Annotated in this window: 24 protein-coding genes; 12 read left to right on the top strand and 12 right to left on the bottom strand. The window is 66.0% G+C overall.

The window, feature by feature from the left end; genetic code table 11:
• Window positions 1-5: 5 nt before the first annotated feature.
• Window positions 6-1118, top strand: a complete 1113-nt coding sequence (locus M9978_RS12515; protein WP_254293668.1) for an acyl-CoA dehydrogenase family protein — start codon at window positions 6-8, stop codon at window positions 1116-1118.
• A gap of 37 nt (window positions 1119-1155) precedes the next feature.
• Window positions 1156-2073 (top strand): crotonase/enoyl-CoA hydratase family protein, encoded by a 918-nt coding sequence (locus M9978_RS12510; RefSeq protein WP_254293666.1) that lies wholly within the window; start codon window positions 1156-1158, stop codon window positions 2071-2073.
• Window positions 2074-2120: 47 nt separating this feature from the next.
• On the opposite strand, the gene M9978_RS12505 is transcribed toward M9978_RS12510, so the two are convergent.
• The 6 genes from M9978_RS12505 to M9978_RS12480 all read right to left on the bottom strand — a co-directional run bounded on the left by M9978_RS12505 (window position 2121) and on the right by M9978_RS12480 (window position 9250).
• Window positions 2121-3164: an NAD(P)H-dependent flavin oxidoreductase gene (locus tag M9978_RS12505; RefSeq protein WP_254293664.1), complete on the bottom strand. Its 1044-nt coding sequence runs from the start codon at window positions 3162-3164 to the stop codon at window positions 2121-2123.
• A 42-nt stretch (window positions 3165-3206) separates the two neighbouring features.
• Entirely contained in the window at window positions 3207-4109 is a 903-nt protein-coding gene (locus M9978_RS12500; RefSeq protein ID WP_254293662.1) for a crotonase/enoyl-CoA hydratase family protein, read from the bottom strand.
• A gap of 11 nt (window positions 4110-4120) precedes the next feature.
• Complete coding sequence (locus tag M9978_RS12495; RefSeq protein WP_254293660.1) at window positions 4121-4927, bottom strand: enoyl-CoA hydratase-related protein; 807 nt, start codon at window positions 4925-4927, stop codon at window positions 4121-4123.
• Between the two features lie 97 nt (window positions 4928-5024).
• Entirely contained in the window at window positions 5025-6104 is a 1080-nt protein-coding gene (locus M9978_RS12490; protein ID WP_436977190.1) for a phosphotransferase, read from the bottom strand.
• Window positions 6101-7276 (bottom strand): acyl-CoA dehydrogenase family protein, encoded by a 1176-nt coding sequence (locus M9978_RS12485; RefSeq protein ID WP_254293655.1) that lies wholly within the window; start codon window positions 7274-7276, stop codon window positions 6101-6103. The genes M9978_RS12490 and M9978_RS12485 overlap by 4 nt, the downstream gene beginning before the upstream one ends.
• A gap of 129 nt (window positions 7277-7405) precedes the next feature.
• Window positions 7406-9250 (bottom strand): CocE/NonD family hydrolase, encoded by a 1845-nt coding sequence (locus tag M9978_RS12480; RefSeq protein ID WP_254293653.1) that lies wholly within the window; start codon window positions 9248-9250, stop codon window positions 7406-7408.
• Between the two features lie 255 nt (window positions 9251-9505).
• Between M9978_RS12480 and M9978_RS12475 the strand changes: the two genes are divergently transcribed.
• Genes M9978_RS12475 through M9978_RS12465 form a run of 3 tightly spaced genes read left to right on the top strand, consistent with a single transcriptional unit; the run spans window position 9506 to window position 12844 of the window.
• The gene (locus M9978_RS12475) at window positions 9506-10450 is read left to right on the top strand and encodes an SDR family NAD(P)-dependent oxidoreductase (RefSeq protein WP_254293651.1); all 945 of its coding nucleotides are present in this window, start codon (window positions 9506-9508) and stop codon (window positions 10448-10450) included.
• A gap of 37 nt (window positions 10451-10487) precedes the next feature.
• Entirely contained in the window at window positions 10488-12161 is a 1674-nt protein-coding gene (locus M9978_RS12470; RefSeq protein ID WP_254293648.1) for an AMP-binding protein, read from the top strand.
• Window positions 12158-12844 (top strand): nitroreductase, encoded by a 687-nt coding sequence (locus M9978_RS12465; RefSeq protein ID WP_254293647.1) that lies wholly within the window; start codon window positions 12158-12160, stop codon window positions 12842-12844. Before M9978_RS12470 ends, M9978_RS12465 begins: the two co-directional genes overlap by 4 nt.
• Before the next feature lie 30 nt (window positions 12845-12874).
• Here the strand turns inward: M9978_RS12465 and M9978_RS12460 are convergent, their stop codons facing one another.
• The gene (locus tag M9978_RS12460) at window positions 12875-13795 is read right to left on the bottom strand and encodes an NmrA family NAD(P)-binding protein (RefSeq protein WP_254293645.1); all 921 of its coding nucleotides are present in this window, start codon (window positions 13793-13795) and stop codon (window positions 12875-12877) included.
• 191 nt (window positions 13796-13986) lie between these two features.
• Here M9978_RS12460 and M9978_RS12455 point away from each other — a divergent pair, with 191 nt between their 5' ends.
• The 4 genes from M9978_RS12455 to M9978_RS12440 are packed head-to-tail and all read left to right on the top strand — an operon-like array spanning window position 13987 to window position 17957.
• Complete coding sequence (locus M9978_RS12455) at window positions 13987-14772, top strand: enoyl-CoA hydratase/isomerase family protein (protein WP_254293643.1); 786 nt, start codon at window positions 13987-13989, stop codon at window positions 14770-14772.
• On the top strand, window positions 14769-15566 hold the full coding sequence (locus M9978_RS12450; RefSeq protein WP_254293641.1) for an SDR family NAD(P)-dependent oxidoreductase: 798 nt from the start codon (window positions 14769-14771) through the stop codon (window positions 15564-15566). Before M9978_RS12455 ends, M9978_RS12450 begins: the two co-directional genes overlap by 4 nt.
• Before the next feature lie 20 nt (window positions 15567-15586).
• A complete protein-coding gene (locus tag M9978_RS12445; RefSeq protein ID WP_254293638.1) occupies window positions 15587-16822 on the top strand; it encodes a cytochrome P450 in 1236 nt (411 codons plus the stop codon).
• Between the two features lies 1 nt (window position 16823).
• The gene (locus tag M9978_RS12440) at window positions 16824-17957 is read left to right on the top strand and encodes an epoxide hydrolase family protein (protein ID WP_254293636.1); all 1134 of its coding nucleotides are present in this window, start codon (window positions 16824-16826) and stop codon (window positions 17955-17957) included.
• A gap of 15 nt (window positions 17958-17972) precedes the next feature.
• On the opposite strand, the gene M9978_RS12435 is transcribed toward M9978_RS12440, so the two are convergent.
• Window positions 17973-18947 (bottom strand): NAD(P)H-dependent flavin oxidoreductase, encoded by a 975-nt coding sequence (locus M9978_RS12435; protein ID WP_254293634.1) that lies wholly within the window; start codon window positions 18945-18947, stop codon window positions 17973-17975.
• On the bottom strand, window positions 18944-20629 hold the full coding sequence (locus M9978_RS12430; RefSeq protein WP_254293632.1) for an AMP-binding protein: 1686 nt from the start codon (window positions 20627-20629) through the stop codon (window positions 18944-18946). The genes M9978_RS12435 and M9978_RS12430 overlap by 4 nt, the downstream gene beginning before the upstream one ends.
• A gap of 138 nt (window positions 20630-20767) precedes the next feature.
• Between M9978_RS12430 and M9978_RS12425 the strand changes: the two genes are divergently transcribed.
• On the top strand, window positions 20768-21016 hold the full coding sequence (locus M9978_RS12425; RefSeq protein ID WP_254293630.1) for a hypothetical protein: 249 nt from the start codon (window positions 20768-20770) through the stop codon (window positions 21014-21016).
• A 134-nt stretch (window positions 21017-21150) separates the two neighbouring features.
• Here M9978_RS12425 and M9978_RS12420 read toward each other — a convergent pair whose 3' ends face one another.
• Together M9978_RS12420 and M9978_RS12415 are read right to left on the bottom strand one after the other, a co-directional pair.
• The gene (locus M9978_RS12420; protein WP_254293628.1) at window positions 21151-21936 is read right to left on the bottom strand and encodes an enoyl-CoA hydratase-related protein; all 786 of its coding nucleotides are present in this window, start codon (window positions 21934-21936) and stop codon (window positions 21151-21153) included.
• Window positions 21933-22247 (bottom strand): hypothetical protein, encoded by a 315-nt coding sequence (locus M9978_RS12415; RefSeq protein ID WP_254293625.1) that lies wholly within the window; start codon window positions 22245-22247, stop codon window positions 21933-21935. Before M9978_RS12415 ends, M9978_RS12420 begins: the two co-directional genes overlap by 4 nt.
• Between M9978_RS12415 and M9978_RS12410 the strand changes: the two genes are divergently transcribed.
• The gene (locus tag M9978_RS12410; protein WP_367305082.1) at window positions 22239-23441 is read left to right on the top strand and encodes a class I adenylate-forming enzyme family protein; all 1203 of its coding nucleotides are present in this window, start codon (window positions 22239-22241) and stop codon (window positions 23439-23441) included. The two genes, M9978_RS12415 and M9978_RS12410, sit on opposite strands and share 9 nt — an antisense overlap.
• Window positions 23442-23900, top strand: coding sequence for an AMP-binding enzyme (locus M9978_RS12405; RefSeq protein WP_367305081.1), 459 nt, complete (start codon window positions 23442-23444; stop codon window positions 23898-23900). It begins immediately after the preceding gene.
• Here the strand turns inward: M9978_RS12405 and M9978_RS12400 are convergent.
• Window positions 23897-24628, bottom strand: a complete 732-nt coding sequence (locus tag M9978_RS12400) for a fumarylacetoacetate hydrolase family protein (protein WP_254293624.1) — start codon at window positions 24626-24628, stop codon at window positions 23897-23899. The genes M9978_RS12405 and M9978_RS12400 overlap by 4 nt on opposite strands.
• Window positions 24629-24644: the final 16 nt, after the last annotated feature.

Here is a 24644-nt window from a genome sequence, read left to right as displayed (position 1 = left end):
ACGCCATGGATTTCAACTATTCCGATATGCAGCGCATGCTGCTCGACAGCGCCGAACGTTACCTGGGCGATCGCTTCACGCTGGAGCATCGCCGCGCCGCGCGCAGCGAAGCCAGCGGCGTGGATGCCGAGGCGTGGGCCGCATTCGCCGAACTCGGCTGGCTGGCGCTGACGATTCCCGAGGCGCAGGGCGGGCTGGGCGGCTCGGTCGAGGATATGGCGGTGCTGTCGACCGCGCTGGGCGCGCGGCTGGTGGTGGAGCCGTTCGCGAGCACCGCCGTGCTCGGTGCGCACATCTATGCACGGAGCGAGGGCGACCGCAGCGCCGAACTTGCCGCGATCGCGGGCGGCGAAGCGCGTGTCGCGCTCGCGCATGACGAACCGGGCGAACGCTATGCCTATGCCGCCCCGCGCCGCACCCGCGTGACGCGGGAGGGCAACCGGCTGGTGCTGAACGGGCAGAAGATGCTCGCGGCCGACGCGCCGGGCGCCGGAACCTTCCTGGTCACCGCAACGATCGAGGGCGAGGCCGGCACCGCGATCGTCGCGGTCGACGCGCAGGCCGCGGGCGTGACCGCGTCGCCCTATCCGCTGCTTGACGGCTCGCGCGCCGCCGACATCGCCTTCGACCAGGTCGCGCTGGACGTCGAAGCGGTGATCATCGCGCCGGCGCGGGGTCAGGCGGTGCTGGCCGAAGCGCTCGACCGCGCGACCATCTCGCTGCTCGCCCAGGCGGTCGGGTCGATGGAATCCTGCCTCGATGTCTGCTCCGCCTATGTCAAGGAACGCCAGCAGTTCGGCCAGCCGATCGGCAAGTTCCAGTCGCTCCAGCACATCATGGCCGACATGTTCGTCGCGACCCACCAGGCGCGCTCGGGGCTGTACATGGCGCTGGCCGCGAGCGAAGCCGAACCGGCCGCGCGCCAGCGGGCGGTGTCGCTCGCCAGCATCACCGTCAAGGAAGCGTCGCAGCTCGTTTCAAGGCAGGGACTTCAGCTGCACGGCGGCTATGGGATGACCGACGAATATGAGATCAGCCATCATTTCCGCCGCCTGATGGTGATCGAGAAATTGTTCGGCGACATCGACTTCCACATCCGCCGCGTCGCCGCCAGCTGACGCCGCTTCCCCGACCAGGCTTTCCCGGAGAGACAGAATGCAGACATATAAAGGCAGGTTCCTGAATGAGCCCAAGGCGGTGTTGTTCGAGGTGGTCGGCGCGGTCGCGGTGGTGACGTTCAACCGTCCGGAAAAGCGCAACTCGCTGTCGAACGAGCTGGTCTCCGAGATGCGCGACGCCTTGCTCGAGGCCGACGCGCGCGACGATATCCACGCGGTCGTGCTGCAAGGCGCGGGCAAGGATTTCTGCGCGGGATATGATCTGATCACCGCCTATGAGCGCTATGACGACGATGGCGCCGGCCCCGATCCCTCGATCCCGTACCGCGCCTCGGCCGGCAGCTTCGACAATGACTGCTGGAACATGGAACGGTTCCAGACGCTGCCCGACGTGATCTATGACATGCACAAGCCGGTGATCGCCAAGGTGCACGGCAATTGCCTGGCGGGCGGCACCGACATCGCGCTGCGCTGCGACATGATCGTCGCGGCCGAGGACGCCAAGATCGGATTCCCTGCGACGCGCGCCAACGGTTCGCCGCCAGCGCATATGTGGACCTACCATGTCGGGCCGCAATGGGCGAAGCGGCTGCTGCTGACCGGCGACACGCTGCGCGGCATCGACGCGGCGCGGATCGGGCTGGTGATGGAGGCGGTGCCGGCCGACGAGCTGGACGATTACGTCATGAACCTGGCGGCGCGCGTCGCGCTGACAGATCCCGAGCTGAACGCCGCGCACAAGCGCATCGTCAACATCGCAATGGAGCAGATGGGCGTGCGCACCGTGCAGCGCCTGGCGATCGAGATGGACGCGCGCGCGCATCTCAGCACCGGACCGCGCCGCAGCGGCTTCAAGGCGGACATGAAGGAACACGGCATGAAGCAGGCGCTGAAGAACCGCGACGAGCCGTTCGGGGACAGCGTCATCAAGCTGCGCGCGCTGGGCCGGGACTGATCGAGGGGCGGGGCAGGCGGCACGTCCGCCTGCCCAGGCCCGGCCGATCAGCCGAGCACGTTGCGGGCGAGCTGCGTCTGCGCTTCGTGCGCCTCGGCGATGATCCGGTCCATCAACTCGGCGATCGTCGGCACGTCATGCACCATGCCGACCGACATGCCGACCGCGGTGAACCCCTGATTGGTGTCGCCGCTGGTCATGGTGTGGGTATGCGCCTTCAGCATCTGCGACATGCGCATCATGTTCTGGATCTCCCTCGGCCCACGTTTGGCGGTGTCGAGCACCAGCCTGGGCCAGGGGATCTGCAACTCGCGCGCGATCTGGAACGAGTGGCGAAACACGTCGAAGACGTTGAAGGTCCGCGCCTCCATCATCCGCCGCGCGCCGGGCACGTCCATCTGGCGGCACGGAATGCCGTCGAACTTGGTCGAATAGAGCGTGTCGCTGACGTCCAGCTCGACCGCCTTCTCCTTCCACGCCGGGTGCATCGGCCCCTCTTGCGTAGTCCAGAAGCGCGTGCCCATCGACACGCCGCCGGCGCCCAGTGCAAGCGCGGCGATGACCTGCGCCCCCGTCGCGATCCCGCCCGCGCCGATGACCGGAATCTCCAGCACCTCGGCCAGTCGCGGGATCAGCGTGAAGGTGGTGACCGAACCCGAATGGCCCGCCGCCTCATAGCCGGCGGCGATGACCGCGTCACAGCCCTGTTCCTGCGCCTTGAGCGCGAACTTCTGGTCGGTGACCGAGGCCATGACCTTGCCGCCATAGGCGTGTGCGGCCTTGCAGATCCAGTCGCCCTTGCCCATCGAATAGTTGATGACCGGGACTTGCTCCTCCAGGCAGACCTTGGCGTTTTCCAGGCCGTTGGGCAGTGCCAGCGGCGCATTGGCGCCGAACGGCTTGTTGGTCAGCGCACGGACCTCGCGGATCATCTGCCGCGTCACTTCGGGCGGGCTCGATCCCGCGCCCAGCACGCCCAGCCCGCCGGCGTTCGACACCGCCGCCACCATCTCGGGCAGGGCGACCCGGCCCATACCGGCGTTGAGGATGGGATAGTCGATCCCGAACAGGTCGGTGACGCTGGTTCTCATGGCGCGTTCCTCGAATGATCTCGTGGCGGACGGGCGGAGCCTTCAGGAATAGCTGGGCTCGTCCCACCACGGGAAATAATCCGGCATGTCGGCCGACACCGTGCAGGCGAAGTCCGGCAGCCGTTTCTCGACGAACGAGGCGACGCCTTCCCTGGCGTCCGGCGACGAGCCGCGCGTAGTGATGCCGCGGCTTTCGATGCGGTGCGCCTCCATCGGATGGCTCATGCCGAGGCTCTGCCATGCCATCTGGCGCATCAGCGCGATCGAGACCGGTGCGGTCTGGTCCGCGATCTCGCGCGCGATGGCATAGGCGGTCGGCATGAGGGCATCGGGCGCGACGACCTGACTGACCAACCCTGCGTCGAGCAATTCCTGCGCCGACAGAACGCGCCCGCTGAAGCTCCATTCCAGCGTCTTGGCGATGCCGACGATGCGCGGCAGGAACCAGGACGAGCAGCATTCGAACACGATGCCGCGCCGCGCATAGACAAAGCCCAGCCGGCCTTTCTCGCTGGCGATGCGGATGTCCATCGGCAGCAGCATCGACGCGCCGATGCCGACGCCCGCGCCGTTGATCGCGCCGATCACCGGCTTCAGCATCGCATAGATGCGCAGCGCCAGCTTGCCGCCGCCGTCGCGTGCCGATTCGTCCGAATAGTCGAAGCTGCCATCGTCGCGTCGAGGACCGCGCGCTTCGCGTCCCTCGATCTTCTTGTCCTTGTCGAACACGTCGGCGCCCTTGGACAGGTCCGCCCCGCCGCAAAAGCCCTTGCCCGCGCCGGTCACCACGACCGCCCGCACCGCGTCGTCGCGATCCGCCTCGTCCAGCGCGGCGATGATCTCGTTCATCATCACCGGCCCCATCGCGTTGAAGATGTCGGGGCGGTTGAGCGTGATCGTCGCGATCCGGTCTTCGACGGCGTAGAGGATGTTCTCGTAGGACATGGCGGCGGCTCTCACTTGAAGCTGAAGACGGGCGGGCGCTTTTCGAAGAAGGACTTCTGCTTCTCGGTCTTGTCCTCCATCGACTGGGCGATGAAGACGCCGCGGCTTTCGAACTCGATCGCCTGCTCCAGGCTGCCGGCGTTCTGGTTCGCCCATAGCGACTGCTTGGTCACCCAGATGCCCATCGGCACATTGACGACGATGTTCCTGGCGATGGCGAGGCAGGCGTCCTGCAGTTCCTCGTCGGGCACGGTCTTGAGCACCAGGCCGATTCGCTCGGCCTCATCCGCCAGCACGGGGCGGGCGGTCAGCAGCATCTCGGCGGCGCGCTGCACGCCGACCGCGCGCGGCAGCATGTAGCTGACGCCGAGTTCGGCACCCGATCCGGCATTGTGGATCGAATTGACGAACTTGGCCGAGCTGGCCGCGACCGAAATGTCGGCGGCGAGCGTGAAGCCCATCGCCATGCCCGCGACGGTGCCGTTGATGCCGCAGATCACCGGCTGGGGCAGGTTGCGGATCGCGACCGGGATCGATGCGATGACGCTCATCGAATAGCGCGAATTATACGCCTTGCCGAGCCCTTCGGGCACCCAGTCGGGCGCACCGCCGGCCTTGAGGTCGTGCCCGGTGCAGAAGCCGCGGCCGGTGGCGGTCAGGATCACCACGCGCACACGCGGATCGAACTTGATCTCTCCCAGCAAGTCCAGCAGCTCCTGGTACATCGGGAAGGTGAAGGCGTTCATCGCCTCGGGCCGGTTGAACGTGATCCGCCGCACGCCCTCGACGGGTTCGTCGATCAGGAAATTGTCGGACATGCTTGGCTCCTCTGGTTCGTCGATCCGCTATTTCGCACTGCGGACACGCTTGGCAATCGGGGCGGGCCATCGCATCGCATGCTTGATGGCCGGCGCATCAGGACGCGCCGGCGCGGACCGCCTGTTCCCAGGCCAGTCGCGCGAGCTCGGGCAGCATCTCGACCCGGCTTCGCGCCTGCGCCGACGCCGCCGTGCCGCGCGCCACACGCCCGCGAATACCGTGGAAGATGGCGGCGAGGCGAAAGAAGTTGAACGCGACATAGAAGTCGTAGCCGGGCAGGCCGTCGATCCCGCGCCGCGCGCAATAGCTCGCGACATAGGCCGCTTCGTCGGGCACGCCGAGAGTCGCCGGATCGGTCCCGCCAAGGCCCGCGACGATGTGCGGGGGCATGCGGTACATCATCGCATGATAGGCGAAGTCCGCACCGGGATGGCCCAGCGTCGAGAGTTCCCAGTCGAGCACCGCGATCACCTTTGGCTCGTCGGCGGCGAAGATCATGTTGTCGATGCGGAAATCGCCATGGACGATCGCGCTCTCGTCGCCGGGCGGGATATGGTCCGGCAACCAGGCGATCAGCTTGTCGAGATGCGGGTCGCGGCCGGCGTCCGTATCTTCCAGATATTGCTGCGACCAGCGCCCGATCTGCCGCGCGAAATAATTGCCGGGCCGGCCGTAATCGCCCAACCCGACCGCCGCCGGATCGATCGAATGCAGTTGCGCGATCGTCGCGTTCATCGCGTCGAACAGCGCGCCGCGCTCGCTGTCGGAGACCTCCGGAATCGCCGCATCCCAGAAGATGCGGCCTTCGACCATGTCCATCACGTAGAAGATCGTGCCGATCACGTTCGGGTCGATGCACAGGCCGTGGACGCGCGCGACCGGGAAGTCGGCGCGCGCCAGCCCGGTCAGCACCCGCGCTTCGCGATCGACCGCGTGCGCGCCCTTCAGCAGGACCCCGGGCGGCTGCTTGCGCAGCACATAGCTGCGTCCCGGCGTGACCAGCTTGTAAGTCGGATTGGACTGGCCGCCGCGAAACTGTTCGATGGCGAGCGGGCCGGCATAGCCCGCGACGTGCTCGCGCATCCAGCCGTCGAGCGCGGCGGAATCGATCGCATAGCCGTCCCGCACCGCCGTCGTGCCGGAATTGGCGGCGGCGGCGCTCGCTTCTCCGGTCACGCTTGGGCCGCCTTCCAATCGCGTTTGATCTTCTTGGCCAGGCTCCATTTATGCACCTCGGTCGGGCCGTCATAAATGCGGAAGGCGCGAATTTCGCGGAACGCCTGCTCGACGATCGTATCGCGCGACACGCCGTTGGCGCCCATCACCTGAACACAGCGGTCGGCGACGCGGAACAGCGCGTCGGACACCGCCACCTTGGCCATCGAGCTTTCGGCCGTGCCGAGTGACCCCGAATCGAGCACGTCCGCCGCCCAGTCGGTCATCAATTCAGCTTGCTTGAGGTCGATGACGTTCTCGGCCAGCATGAAGCCGACGCCCTCATGCTCGATCAGCGCTTTGCCGAACGCGTGGCGGCGGTTGGCGTAATCGACCGCGATCTCGTGCGCGCGCTGCACGACGCCGGTCCAGCGCATGCAGTGCGAGAGCCGGGCGGGGCTCAGGCGAATCTGCGCGTAGGTGAAGCCCTCGCCGCTCTGCCCCAGCATCTGATCGGCGGGGACGCGCAGATCGACGATGTCGATCTGCGCATGGCCGCCGGGCATCGAATTGTCGATCGTGTCGAGCACGCGGGTCACGCGAATCGCCGGATCGGGCAGATCGACCAGGAACATGCAGGCGCCGTCGTCGGACTTGGCCATGATGATCCCGACCTGCGCCCCCACCGCGCCGGTGATGAACTTCTTGCGGCCGTTGATGACCCAGTGGTTGCCGTCGAGCCGGCCTGTCGTCTGCATCATCGACGGGTCCGATCCCGCACCGCCTTCTTCGGCGGGTTCGGTCATGAAGAAGGCGGAGCGCGCGCGGCCCGAGACCAGCGGCTCGAGGAAGCGCGCCTTCTGCTGCGGCGTGCCGACCTTGCCGAGCAGGAATATGTTACCCTCGTCAGGCGCCATGGTGTTGCACGCCAGCGGGCCGAGCGGCGACAGGCCGCTCGCCCGCAGCACGGTGGCGGTCTCGCGCTGAGTCAGGTGCGAGCCGTCTTCCAGGATATGCGGCGTCAGCACGCCCGCCTCGCGCGCCTTGACGCGCATCTCGGCGACCAGATCGTCGCTCGGACCATGCGCGCCGCAGCGCTCGTCCCGCTCATAGGGGACGACGACGTCGCGAACGAAGCGCTCGACGCGCTCCGCCAGCGCTGTGGCCCGGGGTGAATATTGCGGTGCGGTCATCGAAGACTCCTGTTTGATCCGAACGGGCGCGACGATGGCGCCTTGACCCGTTTCGACCCCTCACGACAAGTCGCTGCACCGCATTGATCGACTGTGCGATACCCGCCCCGGAAAACCGCAGTCTGTAGGCTACCCGGCCAGCGCCCCAAGCTCGATTTGGCGGAGCGGGCGGTTGCCGATCTCGCTGTGATATTTGGAATAGGCCTGATCGCCCGGTCCCGGCGGGAACGGGGTGTCGATCCAGTGGCGCTCGGCCGCAGCCGGGATGATCGGCAACTCGACGAACGAGGGCCGGGCCGCGTCGTGGAAGATCGCCTGCTCGGCCACGACATAGTCGTTGGGCGTGGCCTCCGACAGATCGATGAACGCGTTGGGGTTGAGGTCCGCGTTCGGAAAGTCGCTGCTGGAGATTTCGAGCCGGATGCGATGGCCTTTTTTGAAGACGTTGCTCGTCGCATGGAGGTCGATATCGTAAGCGACGACGTCACCCGGCGTCAGCGCGACGGGTTCGGTCCGAGACACGCGATAGCGTGCGCGCGCGCCGCCGTTGACGATATTGTACGCCTCGCCGTCGGGAAACACGTCGATCAGTTTCACGAACCAGTCGGTGTCGGTCGCTGAAGACGCGGCATGGATCGTCGCTCGGATATTGCCCGTTACCTCGACATCCTCGCCCAGCGGTGCGGTCGTGTAGACCAGAATATCCCGCCGCGCGGCATTGGGCTGCTGATCGACCGGGCCGCCACTGACGCCATGCCCGCCCAGCGAGATGACCGGATCGGCGGGATCGGCGCGATATCGGTCGGCCGGTCGGTCCGCGCCCGTCGCGTCGGTCGACAAGACGCCATCGCCGTCGACGCCGTTCGCGTTGCCGTGACTATCCAGATAGAAACGGGTGGGCACGGCGTCGCGCCGCGGCCAATCCGGCTCCGCGCGCCAGCGATTTTCACCCATTACATAGAGAGTGACGCGATGGTCGAACGCGGGGTTGGCCTCGCCCCGAAAATGAAGGTCCATCCAGGCGGCGCTGGCGGCGGCATCGTTCACGTCCGAATCGGGAAACTGTCGAAATCTTGGATTGGAGACATGGCTCCACGGTCCGACGATCAAGCGCTGCCCCGCGCGCGCTTCGGGCGTGGCGCCGTGCGCAGTGATCCCGGCATAGCTGTTGAGCGCATTGCGCAGGAACAGATCGTACCATCCAGCGAAGTGCATCAGCGGGCGGGTCGCGGCCGAGAGACGCGAGTTGGTTTCCGCCGGATCGAAGAAGGACGGGTTCTCGCGATTGTCGAGCCAGTCGTGCCAGAAGGGCACATGCCGCGCGACCGGGAGCGTACGTGGGCTATGCCCGCGCAGGAACGCGACCAGCGCATCGCCCTCGAGCAATGCCATGGACGGGACTTCCAGGCTCGTCATGTCGGCGCGAATCCGCGCGATGACGTCCGGTGGGAAGCGGTCCATCGTGGTGGCGGCCATCATCAGCGCCCAGGGTGCCGCCGTCTCCAGCGCCAGCACGTCGCCGTCATGGACCATGCCGATGCTGAACATATTGGCGGCTGGCACCTGAATGAAGGCGGTCTCATGCCCCGGTACTGGCCGGACGGCGAGCTGCAACTGCACCCCGCCCATATAGGATGGCCCGGTCGTGCCGACCTGCCCATTGCACCAGGACTGTGCGACGAGCCACGCGATGGTGTCGGCGCCGTCGTCCGCCTCGTTCATCAGCGGGGTGAGGACCCCTTGGGACTGGCCGGTGCCGCGCACATCCTGAAACATCACCGCATAGCCGCGGTCCACGAACGGGCGGAGATCGAAGCGGGGGGCAAGCATCGCGCGGTTATATGGCGTTCGGACCAGGACGACCGGGCGCGGTTCCGTTGCGTCGTCGCCGACATAGAGATCGGACGAGAGCACGATGCCGTCGCGCATCGGGATATCGATGTTCCTGCATACCAGCGTTTCGCTCTCGGCCACCAATCCACCTCCTGGTTCGTTTCGTTCGCAAGCACGCCGCGCGCCGCTCAGAAGGCACCGAGCTGGCGATGCGAATAAAGCTGCACGGATCTCATGCTGAAGGCTTGGCGCAAGGGCTAGGCAGGCCCGCACGGCGCGGATGATTCATCGCGGATGCGGTGTTGTCGAGACCGCGCGTTCGGGATCGTTTCCAAGCCAAATGCAAGATGCGATGAATGCGGCGATAGGGCCATGCGCCGCGTCAGGAGAATGAGTGTGAAACAATTCGACGGGCAGGTCGTCGTCATCAGCGGGGCGGGGCGGGGGATCGGCCGTCAGCATGCATTGTACTTCGCCGAGCAGGGTGCGAGCGTCGTCGTGAATGACTATGGCGGGAATCTGCGCGGTGAGAACGCCAACAATCCGACCCCGGCGAACGAGGTCGTGGAGCAGATCAGGGCCACCGGCGGGACCGCGCTCGCATCGGTCTGCGACATCGCCGATCCCGTTGCAGTGCGGCAAATGATCGACGAAGCCGTCGGCCAGTTCGGCCGCATCGACGTGATGGTTCACAACGCCAGCAGCTTCGCGCCGCTCGGGGCGTTCGAGGAGGCGACGCAGCCCGATCTCGCCCGACTGATGGGCGTCAATTTGAATGGTGGCTGGAATTTGGCGCAGGCCTGCTGGCCATATATGCGCGCGCAGCAATATGGTCGCGTGGTGATGACGGGATCCGCCGCCGGGTATTTCGGCCGCGCCAGCGACCAGGCCTATTCGGTGGCGAAGGGCGCGCTGATGCCGCTGGTCAAGATTCTGGCCGATGAAGGCGCGGCGCACGGCATCAAGGCGAACATGATGGCGCCGGTGGCCGCGACCGAAAACGCGATCGCGCAGAAATTCCCGCTGTCGCTCGCCGATTATGCGCCGCCGATCCAGATCACCACCGTGGTTGCGGCGTTGTGCCATCGCGACTGCCCGGTCAGCGGCCGGATGTTCCATACCGGCGGCGGCTATGTCGGCGAGGTGTTCGTCGCGGAAACCGAAGGCCGGATGTTCCGGCGTGACGAGATGACGGTCGATGCTGTGCTGTCGGGCATGCCGGCAATTTGCGACCGCTCGTCGTTCATCGTGCCGGAGAAGACCGACGATTCGGCGCGAAAATTGTTAGGCTCGCTGATGACGGCCTATCCCGAGCTTGCCAAGTCGGTCACGAATGGGTGAGCCGACACGCGGCGCAATCGGTGAAGTGGAGTGCGGGATGGCCGGATCGAGTGCGGGGAACGATGCGCTGATTGCTCGCGTACAGGAACTGCTGACGTTAACGGGAGCCGGTGACGCGTCGGCCGCGAATTTGCTGTGCGATCGGCACGATCCCGGGGCGCTCGCCTATCGGATGATCGCGGACGACTTGTCCATACTCGACCTCTCTTATGGCGAGTTGCGCGCCCGCTCGGAGCAGTTCGCGCGTGGCCTGCGGGCGCAGGGGATCGAGCCGGGCGATCGTGTCGCCGCGTTGATGGGCAAGAGCTGGCAGTATCTCGTCGCGCTGCTCGGTATCTGGCGGCTGGGCGCGGTCTATGTGCCGCTGTTCACCGCATTCGCGCCGGCGGCCATCGCGTTTCGGCTTAGGGAGAGCGGCACCAGGCTGGTGATCTGCGACGCGGCGCAGCAGCCTAAGCTCGCGCCCGGCGAGGACATGCCCGCCGATGCGCCGTGGCGCGTCGTCACCACCGGGCCGGACCTCGCTTCGGCGATCGCCTATGATGCGCTGATGTCCGGCGATGCGACGCCGATGCCGGCGGCCGTGACCGGCGGGGATGCCCCGATCATCCACATCTTCACCTCGGGCACGACGGGCAAGCCCAAGGGCGTGGTCGTTCCGCTTCGTGCGCTCGCTTCATTTCAAGCCTATGGCGAGTTCGGCCTCGGGCTTGAACCCGGCGACCTCTATTGGTGCGGCGCCGACCCCGGCTGGGCCTATGGCCTCTACTTCGGCATCCTCGCCTCGCTCAGCACCGGGACGCCCAGCCTGTTGCTGCACGGCGGCTTCACGCCAGAAACGACATTGGCCGTGCTTGCCGGACAGGGCGTCACCAATTTCGCGGCCGCGCCGACGGTGTATCGCGCGTTGCGCACTTCGGGCGTGGCGGTGCCGCCCGGTCTTGAGCTGCGCAAGGCGTCGAGCGCGGGCGAACCGCTGACGCCGGAGGTCAACGAGTGGGCAACGACTGCGCTCGGAATCCCGATCCTCGACCATTATGGACAGACCGAAGCCGGCATGCTGATCAACAATCATCACCACCCGCTGCTGCGGCAACCGATCAAGCCCGGATCGATGGGTCATGTCATGCCCGGCTGGAGCGCTGCGGTACTCGACGAACACCAAGACGAACCGGTCGGCCCGGGCGTTGTCGGCCGGGTCGCGATGGACCTGCATCACAGCCCGCTTGCCTGGTTCGAACGCTATGAAGGCGATCCGGCGAAGAGCGCCGAGAAATTCGCGGGTGCGGGGCGCTGGTACATCACCGGCGACACGGGCTGGATCGACGAGGAAGGCTATTTCCATTTCTCGGCGCGTGACGACGATGTCATCATCATGGCCGGCTATCGCATCGGACCATTCGACGTCGAGTCGGTCATCGCGGCCCACCCGGCCGTCGCCGAATGCGCCGTCATCGCGACGCCGGACGAGGTGCGCGGCGAAGTGATCGAGGCGTTCGTCGTGCTCCGCGACGGCGCGGCCGGGTCCGATGCGCTCGGCGAGGAAGTCAAGGTCTGGGTCAAGACCCGCTACGCTGCCCATGCCTATCCGAGGCGAGTTCATTTCGTCGATGAACTGCCCAAGACGCCGAGCGGCAAGATCCAGCGAGTCGAGCTTCGCGAGCGGCGAAGGCGCGAGATCGCCGCGACGCCAGCGCGCGGCGGCCGATGACGGACAAGCCCGCCCGCTCCATCAGCGCGCTCGACGCGGTCACCTCACGCCGCTCCGTGCGGCGTTTCCTTCCAGACACGGTGTCCGACCGGACGGTGTACGACCTGCTTGACGCGGCGGCACGCGCGCCTTCGGGGCAGAACATGCAGCCCTGGCTGGTCCATGTCGTCACCGGCGAGACGCGGGCCACGCTCTGCCGCGAGGTTTCCGCCGCCGTCGAGCGCGGGGAGCGCACCGACGAATACCCATATTTCCCCCAGCAGATCCGGGAGCCTTACCTCTCTCGCCGACGCAAGATCGGCTTCGATCTCTTTGAAATTTATGGCATCGGCCGCGAAGATATGGCGGGACGGCGACAGGCATTGCTGCGCAACTTCGAATTCTTTGGCGCGCCGGTCGGGTTGTTCTTCACGATGGAGCGCGACTGGGGCATGGGTGCGTGGATCGATTGCGCGATGCTGATGACCAACGTCATGACGCTGGCGCCCGCTTTTGGGCTACGCACCTGCCCCCAACAGGCATGGTGCGAATATGGCCCGGTGGTTCACCGCGTGCTCGACATTCCGGACAGCCATGTAATCATTTCGGGTATGGCGCTGGGCTATGCCGATGCGCAAGCACGCGAAAATCGCCTGACGACGGATCGCGTGCCGGCCGCGCAATTCGTGACCCGGCATATATGACGTGGCGTGGGCCGGACCTTGCGCTCCTGGTCAGCCGGTGCCGAACGAAAATCGATCCCGATGCCTTCCTGCCCAATCGCTGAAGGACTCGAGCGGTACGCCCCAGCTCCTCGCCGTGGCCAGATCGACCTGGTAACCCTCGACATTGGCCCATTGCTGGCTCTCGACCAGCCCCGGATTGCTGCCCGCCGCCCGCGCGCCCGCGCCGTTCAGCGCGCGCGATTCGATCGCACGCCCGGACACCCGCGACAGCGTGGCGGCAACTTCGCCCATCGTCAGCGAATCAGCAGCTAGGTCGATATCCTGGCGATCGAAACGCGCCGGGGCAGCGAACGCTTCAGCGGCGAACCGGCCGACATCCGCCGCGGCGATCAGATCGAGCCGCGTGTCGGCGCGCAACGCCGAATTGATCACACCATCCTGCAGACCAGGGAACATCCAGGCCGATTTCGGCGGGATGAAATTATCCATCATGAAGGCGGGCTTCAGGACGACCCAATGTGGAAAGCCCGCTGCCTTGACCACATCGTTGACGCCGGACTTGCCATTCCAATAATCCGGCCACCAGCGGCCACTGTCCCAGTCGACGAACTGCGTCTGATCGCCGGCCCGCGCGACCGATGTGTGGACGAAGATCTCTACCCCCGCGGCTCGCGCCGCATCGACGAGCAGGCGTCCGGTGCGCAATTCGCTATCGGTATCCTCCCGGCCGGGCGGCAACTGGACCGAGAACACGCCCTTGACGCCGCGCATCGCCGTTGCGAGGCTGGCGGCATCGTCGAAGTCGCCCTGAACCAGCTCGACTCCCCGGTCGGCGAGCTGCCGTGCTGCGGGGGAAGCGGGATCGCGCACCAGCGCCCTGACCTTCATGCCCTTGTCGAGCAGCGCGTCCACCGCCGCGCCGCCCTGCGCACCCGTCGCGCCCGTGATGAGGAAGACGTGGTTGTCCAAGGTAAGTCCTTCCAAATAGTTTGCCGCGAGTCCGCTTAGGCCGCCAGCGGACAGGCGTCGATGCCGGCGCGCGACCGTTCGGAAGGTATCGGCCTTGCGATGCTCGATCCGGGGCGTGGAGCCTGCCGCATCGTCATGGTAGCGCGGCCCTGCGGCATGTGCCGCGCATGGATCATGGAGCCGGGCAAGTAGTGTACGACGTTCCCGATGAGCTGGTGGTCGAAGCAGACGGCGCGATCCGCATCGTCACCTTCAACCGTCCCGAGGATCGCAATCCCGCCTCGACCGCGATGCTGTTCGGCCTGACGCGGCTGGCGCGGTCGCTGGCAGAGGATCAGGCGGTTCGCGCCGTGATCCTGACCGGCGCGGGCAAGGCGTTCAGCGCGGGCGGCGATTTCCAGCATCTCGTGCGCACGTCACAGGATCCCGATGTCGCCCGCGAGACGCTGGACAATGGCCGCGCGTTCATCAAGTCGATGCTCGACCTGCCGGTTCCGGTGATCGCGGCGGTGAACGGCGCCGCCGTCGGGTTCGGCGCGACGATCGCCGCGCTGTCGGACATCGTGCTGATGGCGGGCAGCGCCTTTTTTGCCGAGCCGCACGTCAATGTCGGACTGGTGCTGGGCGACGGCATCTCGATCACCTGGCCGTTCCTGATGGCGATGAACAAGGCCAAGGAGCTGATCTTCACCGGCGACCGCATTCACGCGGCGGACGCGGTGGCCTGCGGCCTCGCCAATCGCGCTGTCCCCCTCGACCAGCTCATGCCCGAAGCGCTCGATCTGGCGCGGCGGATCGCGCAGCAGCCGCGCAGCGCGCTGGAGGGGTCGAAAGCGATCCTGAACATGTATCCCAAAGCGATGATGGACAGTATCCTGGAAGCGACGATCGCGCGCCAGTTCGCGCAGACGCAGGGCCCCGATCACGGACGCATCGTCCAGGATCTGATCGACCGACAGAAGCGGAGCCAGCAATGACCGTCGCGATCAACGAGACGCTGTTCGACCTGTCCGGCCGGTCTGCGATCGTCACAGGATCGAGCCGCGGCATCGGCCGCGCCATTGCCGAACGGCTGGCGCAGCATGGCGCCAATGTGGTCGTGTCGGGCCGCAAGATCGAGCCGGCTCAGGCGGTGGCGGACGCGATCAACGCGCGCAGCGCGGAAGGCTGGGGACGTGCGGTGGCGGTCCCGGCCAACATCACGCGCGAGGACGAACTCGCCGCGCTGGCCGATGCAGCCGAGGCAGCGTTCGGTGCGATCGACATCCTCGTCTGTAATGCAGGCCTGCACATCCATGTCGGGCCGAGCGCGGAAATGAGCGGGGCGGTGCTCGACAAGACGGTCGCCGGCAATTTCGGCCAGCTGCATTTCCTGGCGCAACGGCTGTTGCCCGGCATGGCGCAGCGGGGATGGGGGCGGATCGTCAACATCGGCACCATCGCCGCGCATTTCGGTAGCGGCATCTATCACAGCTATACGCTGAGCAAGACGCTGGCGATGCAATATGTCCGCAACATCGCAGTCGAGCATGGCGCGGCGGGCGTGCGCGCCAACACGGTGTCGCCGGGCCTGACGCGCACCGACATGGCGAGCGGCCTGATCGAGGACCCCGAGAAGCTGGCGCGCGAGCTGAGCCGTTCGACCGTCGACCGAGTCGGTGAGCCCGACGAGATCGCCGGCGTCGTGATCATGTTGGCGAGCGCCGCTGGCGGCTATGTCAATGGCCAGACGATCGCCGCCGACGGCGGCATGACCATCCGTTACGAGTAAGCATCAGCAGGACCGCCGCGATGACCGATCTTCCCGACCTGCCGCCCTATGACCCCACTTCGGCCGAATCACTTGCCGATCCGTTCCCGGAATATGCCCGCAGGCGAGCAGGGGGCTGCCCGATCGCGCCGGTCGAAAGCCTCGAGGTGCCGTTCTGGACGCTGTTCGGCTATGACGACATCCGGTCGGCGCTGCTCGCCCCCAAGACCTTCTCCAACCGCTATGGCAACACGCCCGTCTTCCAGAAGTCGATCGGCTTCTTCGCCGATGCGCCGACGCACACGCATTTCCGCGCGATCTTCCGCAAGCGGCTGAGCCCCGAATCACTGGCAGCGCTCAAGCCGCAGGTACAGGCGCTCGCGGAACGCCTGCTCGCCGACATGCTGGCTAAGGGGCCGCTGGTCGAGTTGCACGACGATTTCGCGCTGCCGCTGCCGGTTAAGGTCGTGTCGATCCTGCTCGGCATTCCCGGTGAGGATTACCCGCGCCTGAAGCACTGGTCGGACGCGCTGATGGACAATGCGTTCGGCAAGGATAACCAGGCGTTTCTCGAAGTGTATCAGGGCGTCTGCGCCTTTTTCGACGCGTTCCTCGATGAGCGATATGCGACGCTCGCGGCGGCCGGGATCGAAACACCCGCGCTCGAACATATCGGCACGGTGCTGCCCGACGACTGGATTTCCGACGCGATCTGCGCCGATTATATGGGACGCAAGCTGACGCGCGACGAACAGCGGATCGCGCTGATGGGCCTGCTGGTCGGCGGCAACGAGACGACGACCTCGCTCATCACCAACGTGATGTGGCGGCTGCTCGAACGGCCCGAGCTGTGGGAGCAAACCAAGGCCGATCCCGACCGGCTGATCCCGGTCGCGATCGAGGAGAGCCTGCGCTTCGACGCGCCGACGCTCGGCACCTTCCGCACGACGCTGTGCCCGGTCGAAGTCGCGGGCGTCGAGATCGACGCCAAGCAGAAGCTGATGATGGCCTATGGCGCGGCCAATCGCGACCCCAAGATGTTCGAGGATCCCGAGACCTTCCGCCTCGACCGCGACCTCAAGACGGTGTCGCGGCACTTGGCCTTCGGCGCCGGATCGCACAGCTGCCCCGGCGCGCCGCTGTCGCGGATGGAGGTGGGAATCGTGCTGCGCCTGTTCGTGCAGCATATGCCGCAAGTCGCCCTCGCCGGTCCGGCCGAGCGCAGTGTCGGCTACAACTTCTGGGGCCGCCGTAGCTTGCCGCTCTGCATCGGCTGAGATGGGCGGACCCAGGCCCTTCGAGATCGCGGTTGCCGACGACGTCCTCGACCGCATCGCGAGCCGCGTGGCGCAGTCGCGGATCGGCTATGCGCCGGAGGGCGGGGAGGGCTGGGCGATGGGAACCAGCGCCGCCTATCTCGCCGAATTCATTGCCTATTGGCGCGATCGCTATGACTGGCGCGCCGCCGAGGTCGAGCTCAACCGCTGGCCACAATTCACGGTCGAAATCGACGGCATCGACATCCATTTCCAGCATGTGCGGGGATCGGGGGCAGGGCGCATCCCCGTCATCCTGACGCATGGCTGGCCCGGCTCGTTCGTCGAGTTTCAGGGCGTCATCGAACGCCTCGCCTTTCCGGAGCATTTCGGCGGCAGGGCCGAGGACGGCCTGGACCTCGTCATCCCATCGCTCCCCGGATTCGCCTTTTCGGGCCGGCCGCGATCCCCGCTCGGCGCGCGCCGCGTCGCGGCGATGTGGCGCACGCTGATGACGGAGATACTCGGTTACTCGCGTTTCGGCGCGCAGGGCGGCGATTGGGGTTCTTCCGTGACGGTGCGGCTTGGCGCCGAGCATGGCGACGTGGTCGACGGCATCCATCTCAACTTCATCATGGGCCCGCCGCCCGGGCCGGCGGATGGGGAGGACACGGCCGACTATCGCCGAAAGCTCAAGCGCGTGCTCGCCGAAGAAGGTGCGTACATGTACGAGCACCGCACCAAGCCGCAGACCGTGGGCCTTGCGCTGCATGACCATCCGGTGGGAATCGCGGCGTGGATGCTCGAGAAGTTCTGCGGCTGGGGCGATACCGGCGGCGATATCGAGCGCCGCTTTTCCGAGGATCATCTGATCACCAACCTGATGACCTACCTGGTCAACGACGCCTTCATCTCGTCGATCTGGGCCTATCCGGGGATCGCCGCCGACGGGCCGTTCACCGGCCGGGTGGACGTGCCGGTCGGAGTCGCGCATTTCCCGGCCGAATTCTATCCCTGGCCGTCACGTCGCGATGCCGAGCGCAGCTATGCCGTGCATCGCTGGAGCGAAATGCCCTCCGGCGGGCATTTCGCGGCGATGGAAGAGCCACAGCTCTTCGCCGACGACGTCCTGGCCTTCTTTTCCAGCCTGAAGTGACGCCGTGCGCTAGGCTCAAGCGCGCACGCCGGACAGCCGGCGAGCGATGATCGCATCGGCCTGGCCCATGATCCGCTCGATCAGCTCGGCCACGGTGGGAATATCGTGGATCAGTCCCTGGACTTGTCCCGCCCAGAACAGCCCCGCTTCCATGTCGCCGGTTTCGAGCAGGACTCGGCCCTTGGCGCCGCGAACCAGTTCGGCGACGTCCGCGAACGTCGCACCCGGCCGAGTGAGAATATCGACCACCCGATCGGACACCGCGCTCTTGCCGACGCGCGCCGTGTTGTGGAGCGAACGGAAGATCAGGTTCGTCCCCCGCTCGTCATTGGCGACGATTGCCTGTTTGACGTTGTCGTGGATCGGCGCCTCGCGCGTCGCGCAGAACCGGGTGCCCATGTTGATCCCATCGGCACCCAAAGCGAGCGCCGCGACGAGCCCGCGCCCATCGCCGAAGCCCCCACTCGCGATCATCGGGATGCGGACCTTGTCAGCGGCTGCCGGGACAAGGATCAATCCCGGGATATCGTCCTCGCCCGGATGCCCGGCACATTCGAACCCGTCGATCGAAATCGCGTCGACGCCCATCCGCTCGGCCGACAGCGCGTGCCGCACGGACGTGCATTTGTGGATCACGCGGACGCCGCTGGCCTTGAACAACTCGATGAACTCGCGCGCCTTGCCCGAGCCGGCGGTCTCGACGATCGTCACGCCGCTATCGATGATCGCGCGGGCATATTCGGCGTAAGGCGGTGGCGAGACGCTCGGCAGCACGGTCAGGTTCACACCGAATGGCTTGTCCGTCATCCCCCGACAGCGTGCGATTTCCTCCGCCAGCGCTACGGGTGTGGGCTGAGTCAACGCGGTGAGGAAACCGAGCGCGCCGGCGTTCGCGACGGCAGATACCAGTTCGGCCCGCCCGACCCACATCATGCCGCCTTGCGCGATCGGATGCTCGACATCGAACAATTCGGTAAAGCGGGTCTTCATTCCGCGCGCTCCGTGCCTGCTGCTGGCGGCGATCCATGGATCGCCTCGACGAGTTTGAACTTTTGAACCTTGCTCAACGGCGTGCGCGGGAATGCCTCCATCAGATGCAGCGCACGGGGTACCTTGTAATTCGCCATCCGCTCGCGCGACCATGCCGTCAGTGCCTCGAGCGTCAGCGTCTCGCCCGGTTTCAGGATCACGCAGGCCGCGCAAACCTCACCGAGCCTGTCGTCTGCGACGCCGATCACGGCGACCTCGGCGATCGCCGGATGCGTCGCCAGCATCAGTTCAATCTCGACAGGGTAGGCGTTGAAGCCGCCGACGATCACCACATCCTTCATCCGGTCGAGGATGCGCAGCCGTCCGTCCGCCTGCTGTACCGCCACGTCGCCGGTGTGAAGCCAGCCATCGCTGTCGATTGCCGCAGCCGTCGCCGTGGGGTTCTCGAAATAGCCTTGCATCACCAGCGGCCCGCGGACGAGCAACTCTCCGCTCTCGTCCGGCTGCACGGGTTGGCCTGCCGCATCGACGATGCGGACCTCGACGCCGGGGAGCGGACGACCGACGGTGGTCTGGATCGTTTCCAGCGGATCGCCGGGCAGGTTCGTGCTGATCAGCGCGGTTGCTTCGGTCTGGCCATAGCTGGTCAGGAAGATGTCGAAGCCCAATGTCTCATAGCCGGCGCGGATGATGTCGGGCGGCGTCTTCGCCCCGCCGGTATGGCCGCTGCGCAGCGAGCCGATGGCATATCTGCCAAGGTCGGGGTGATTGATCAGCGAATGGAAGATCGCAGGCGCGCCAGCCAGAACCGAGATGCGCTCGCGGTCGATCAGCGCCAGCACCTGGCCCGGATCGAACATGGCGATGGGATAGACGGTCATGCCGGCGACCAGCGCCGACATCCAGCCGGAGCGATAGCCGAAGCTGTGGAAGAAGGGATTGATGACGACCGCGCGGTCGTCGGCGCGCAGGTCGTTGGTCGTGTTGTAGAGCATCACCATCAGCACGGCCTGACCGTGGTTGTGCATGGCGCCCTTGGGATAGCCTGTCGTGCCGCTGGTGTAGAGGATGTCGATGATCGTCGCCGGCGTGACCTGCGCCGCCGCCTCGGCATAGGGCTGCCTCGCCGCTGCTATAACCTCCGCCGGCGCAAAATCCGGTTCGTCCATGCGGATGACGTGGGCGAGATGCGGAAGGTCGGCGAATGGGCGGCCGGCCGTGGCGCCGCCGGTCACGCTGCCCAGCATCTCGACGAAGTCGATGCCGAGGAACCCGCCCGTCGTGAACAGCGCGGTGGCTCGAGCGGTTTCCAGCACGTAACGCGCTTCCAGCCCTTTGAACCGGGTGTTCACCGGGACCATGATTGCGCCGATGCACTCGGCCGCGGTGGCGGCGATGATCCATTCGACGCTGTTCGGCGCCCAGATCGCCACGCGGTCGCCGGGCTTCACGCCAAGATCGAGCAGGCGTCTGCCCAGGCCCGCGACCCGCGTCTCGAACGCCGCGAAGCTGGTGACGCGCCCGTCCTCGCCAACCGCGAAGGGCTTGTCGCCATATCGTGTTGCGACGTGCGCCACCACTTGCGGCATGCTGTGGTCCGGCGTGATGGCGAGGCCAGAGGTGTGGATGCCGATCATGTCATGCTCGATCACCATTCCCCCTCCAACTGTGATAGCCAGCATCACCCGACGACTTGGTGAAGCTGTGCTAGGGATCAATCCCCGGCTGCAATCTTGTTGGCAGCCCTATCGTATGCGCGATGTCCAGCGAAGGGCGGCTCGACACGTCATAGCCGCTACGCCTCGCTTCCGATCGAACGCGTGCGCCCTGTCCCCGATTCGATTCTGCCGCTCGGCGGGGCGGCGAGCGAACTCCTAACGGTTCGCCTGCCAGCGGAGCAGCAGGACATCGTTGCCGCTCGTGAATCGTTCGCACGCTACAAATCGCAATTCGCGGCGGCGGAAATGGAAAACATAGACAAGACGATGCGCGATATCTGGAATGGAGTCGCCTATCTGCGGCCCTGGAACGGTCCTGCGAAAGGCGCGGCTGCTTTGTTCCGGCGTTGAAATGATCGGTTAGCGAGCCAGTCCCCCGAGCCGGCGCAATGGCGCAGGCCCAAGGAACCCACTGCACCTGACGATCGGCATTCGCGCGAACATGACGTCGATGCCGTTCAACCCGGTATCGACGACGGGCGCGCTCATCGACCCACCCAAACCGGCGCACGCTTCTCCACGAAAGCCCTGGGCCCTTCCTTGAAGTCCTCCGTCAGCACGATCCGAGCTTGAGCCGCCTCCGAGGCCTGCCGCAACTGTGCCTCCGTCAGGTCGTCCGCAGCCCTGGCCACAGCCACGCTCTCGCGGACAGCCAGGGGCGAGTTCGCGCAAATCTCTTCGGCCAAACCAATCGCCGTCGCCAGCGCACCGCCGGCAGGGGCCAGGCGGCTCAGCAATCCAAGCTCGAATGCGCGCCCGGCGGAAAGCTGACCGCTGGTGGCGACCAACTCGATCGCGACCTTCTTCGGCAACGCGCGCGCTATGCGATAAAGCCCGCCAGCCGATGCAATCAGACCGCGTTTGACCTCGGGTAGGCCGAAGCTCGAAGTCTCGGACGCCACGGCCAGATCGCACGCTAGCACGAGTTCGAATCCACCGGCGAGAGCAAAGCCCTCGATCGCCGCGATCCACACTTTCCGGCGTGGCGCATGCACGAAGCCCGCGAACCCGTAGTCCGGGTCCATCAACGACTGGATCCGTCCCGCACCGACTTCTCTCAGATCGGCGCCGGCGGAGAAGGCCTTGCCGCCGGCACCGGTCAGGACGACCACCCACACCTCGGGATCTCGCTCTATTTCGTCGACGATATCACGAAGCGTTTGGGTGACCGCACCATTGATGGCGTTGCGCGCGTCCGGTCGATCGATGGTGACCACCGCGACATGTTGGGCGACACGGTCGAGCGCGACCGGAGAAGTCACCGGCGTCACGATGCGACCCCAAACAGCACAGCCGCGCCCAAGCCGCCGCCGCCGCACATCGCCGCGCCGCTCATTCCATAAGGACGCGCGGCCAGCGCCTGCGGCTGAATATCGTTGAACGCGCTCCGGTAGGCCCTGCCGATCACCGTCCGCGCGGTCGGGAAAATGGCCGTCTCCCTCATGAATCCTCCATCCATCGTTTGCATATATGATCTAATACGGTTGGAACCCGTCACCTCACGTGTCGCTAAACCCTTGCCATTATCGTTCATCCATGTCAACAAACGTTTGCTGATTTGGAAGGCGAGGTCATGAATCATCCCTATGCTCAACGGCCGTGGCTCGACCGTTATCCTGAGGGATGGCCGCGGGATTTGACGCCACGGTTCGCCGACATGATGTCAGCTTTTTCCGCCGCTGTCTCGCAGGCGCCCGACCGGATCTTCCTTCGCTATTTCGCGTGGAGTGGCACGTTCGCCGACGCAGATGCCGGGAGCGACGCACTTGCTGCGGCATTCTTGGCCGAAGGCGTGGCGGCCGGAGACCGCGTCTCGATAATCGGCCAGAACACGCCGAACTTTGCCGAGGCGATCATAGCGTGCTGGAAAGTCGGGGCAGTCCCGGTGCCCTGCAACCCCATGTATCGCGCCGGGGAGCTGTCGAGAATCCTCGCGGACGCTACACCGACGCTTTGCTACAGCGAGGAACAGGTTCTCGGCACGGTTCGCGAGGCGCTCGCCAAGGCGGACCTTGCCGAGGTGCCGGTGATCGCGTTCTCGGCATGGGACCGGGGGGACGGCGACGAGCGCGCACTGCCTCCGCGTGCCATTGAGGAAGTCCGGTCGAACGCAGGAGGCGGTCCAACCGTATCGACTGTTCCTCGATACAGTCCCCACCCCGAGAATCTGGGACTGCTGCTATACACCTCTGGCACGACCGGCATGCCCAAGGGGGTGATGCTCTCCCACCAAAGTATTGCCTTTAACGCGCAGGCGATGGGCGAGTGGGGTGGGGTGGGACCTGAATCGATCGTCCTGGGGGTGGCGCCCTTGTTCCATATCACCGGGTTCGTGTCGCATCTTTGCCTCGCGATCGTCGCGGCGGCGAAACTCGTTCTGACCTACCGCTTTCAGCCGGACGTGATCCTGGACGCGATCCGCCGCGAACGGCCAACCTACACCGTTGCCGCGATCACCGCCTTCAATGCGTTGATGAATGCGCCAGGCGCGACGCAGCGGGATTTCAGCAGCCTGACCGCCACATTCTCGGGCGGCGCCGCGATCCCGCCATCGATCGTCACGGACCTGCGAGATGTGCTCGGCATTGACCTTCGCCCCTGCTACGGCATGACGGAGACGTGCTCGCCCACTCACGCTGCCGTGCCTGGCGCCAGGATTCCGATAGACCGCGAGACGGGTGCGCTGTCCATCGGCGTCCCCACTTTCTCTACGGAAGCTTTTGTGGCCGATGACAATGGCCACCCCGTGCCGCTTGGTCGGCACGGCGAGTTGTGAATGCGCGGGCCGCAGATCATGCGGGGCTACTGGGGGCAGCGCGAAGAGACCGAGGCGGCGCTCAAAGACGGATGGATGCGGTCCGGCGACATCGGGTTCATGGACGAACGGGGCTGGTTTTACATCGTGGACCGCAAGAAGGACATGATCAACGCGTCCGGGTTCAAGGTGTGGCCTCGCGAGGTCGAGGAATGCCTGTATGAGCACCCCGCCGTTCGGGAAGCTGCCGTCGTCGGCGCGCCGGACCCCTACCGCGGGGAGACGGTCCTTGCCTATGTTTCCTGCAAGCCCGGTGCTCAGGTCGATGAGGCCGCGCTGACGGCGCATTGCCGCGCGGCCCTGGCCGTCTATAAATGCCCCCGGCACATCCACATCGTCGATGAACTGCCGAAGACCGCGACGGGCAAGATCCAGCGGCACGCCCTCCGCAACGCTCTGAGGACGGGACCAAACACCTAAGCCGCCACAATCCGGTTGACGACGCGCCCGAGTCGGTCGATCGAGACCTCGACGGTGTCGCCCGGCTGCAGAAATATCGGCGGGTTTCGGGCGAGCCCGACCCCCGATGGTGTGCCGGTCGGGATGATGTCGCCCGGGTTCAGTCGCATCGCCTTGCTCAGATGTGCGACGATCCTCTCGACCGTGAAGATCATGTCGGATGTAAGCGTCCGCTGCATCACCTCGCCGTTGACACGCGTTGTGAGTTCAAAGCCGTTGGCAGGGTCTCCGGCCTCGTCACGCGTAACGATCTCGCCGACGATACCACTCGCCTCGCCATTCTTGCCCATCGTCCACTGCGGCGTCTCCAGCTGAAAGGTCCGCGCGCTGACATCGTTAAAGGTTGCGAAGCCGAAGATCGCTTTGCGCGCCGCATCCTCGTCCCCGCGGAAAATCGGACTGCCGATCACGATCGCAAGCTCGCCCTCCCAATCGGTCTGCGGATCGATCGCAGGCACGTCGGCGCCGCTGGCGGCGAGCGACTGGGCGTAGCGTCCGAACACGACGGGCTGCGTCGGTATGGGCAGGTTGCCTTCCGCGGCGTGCGCCCGGTAGTTCAGGCCGATGCACGGCACGCGTGCGGTGAGCGGGATGGCAGGGACGAGCCGCAGCGAGTCGAGGTCAAGGCTGGGCGATCCTTCGCGCGCGGTGCGGGTCCAACGCGGAAGGTCGCGGTAGAAGTCATCCACGCCGGTGAGTGGGACA

Origin of the sequence: Sphingomonas tagetis (genome assembly GCF_024211275.1) — a bacterium.
Taxonomy (GTDB): Bacteria; Pseudomonadota; Alphaproteobacteria; order Sphingomonadales; family Sphingomonadaceae; genus Sphingomonas; species Sphingomonas tagetis.
Note: the sequence above shows the minus strand (reverse complement) of the source record. Positions and strands in the feature narration are given on the sequence as shown.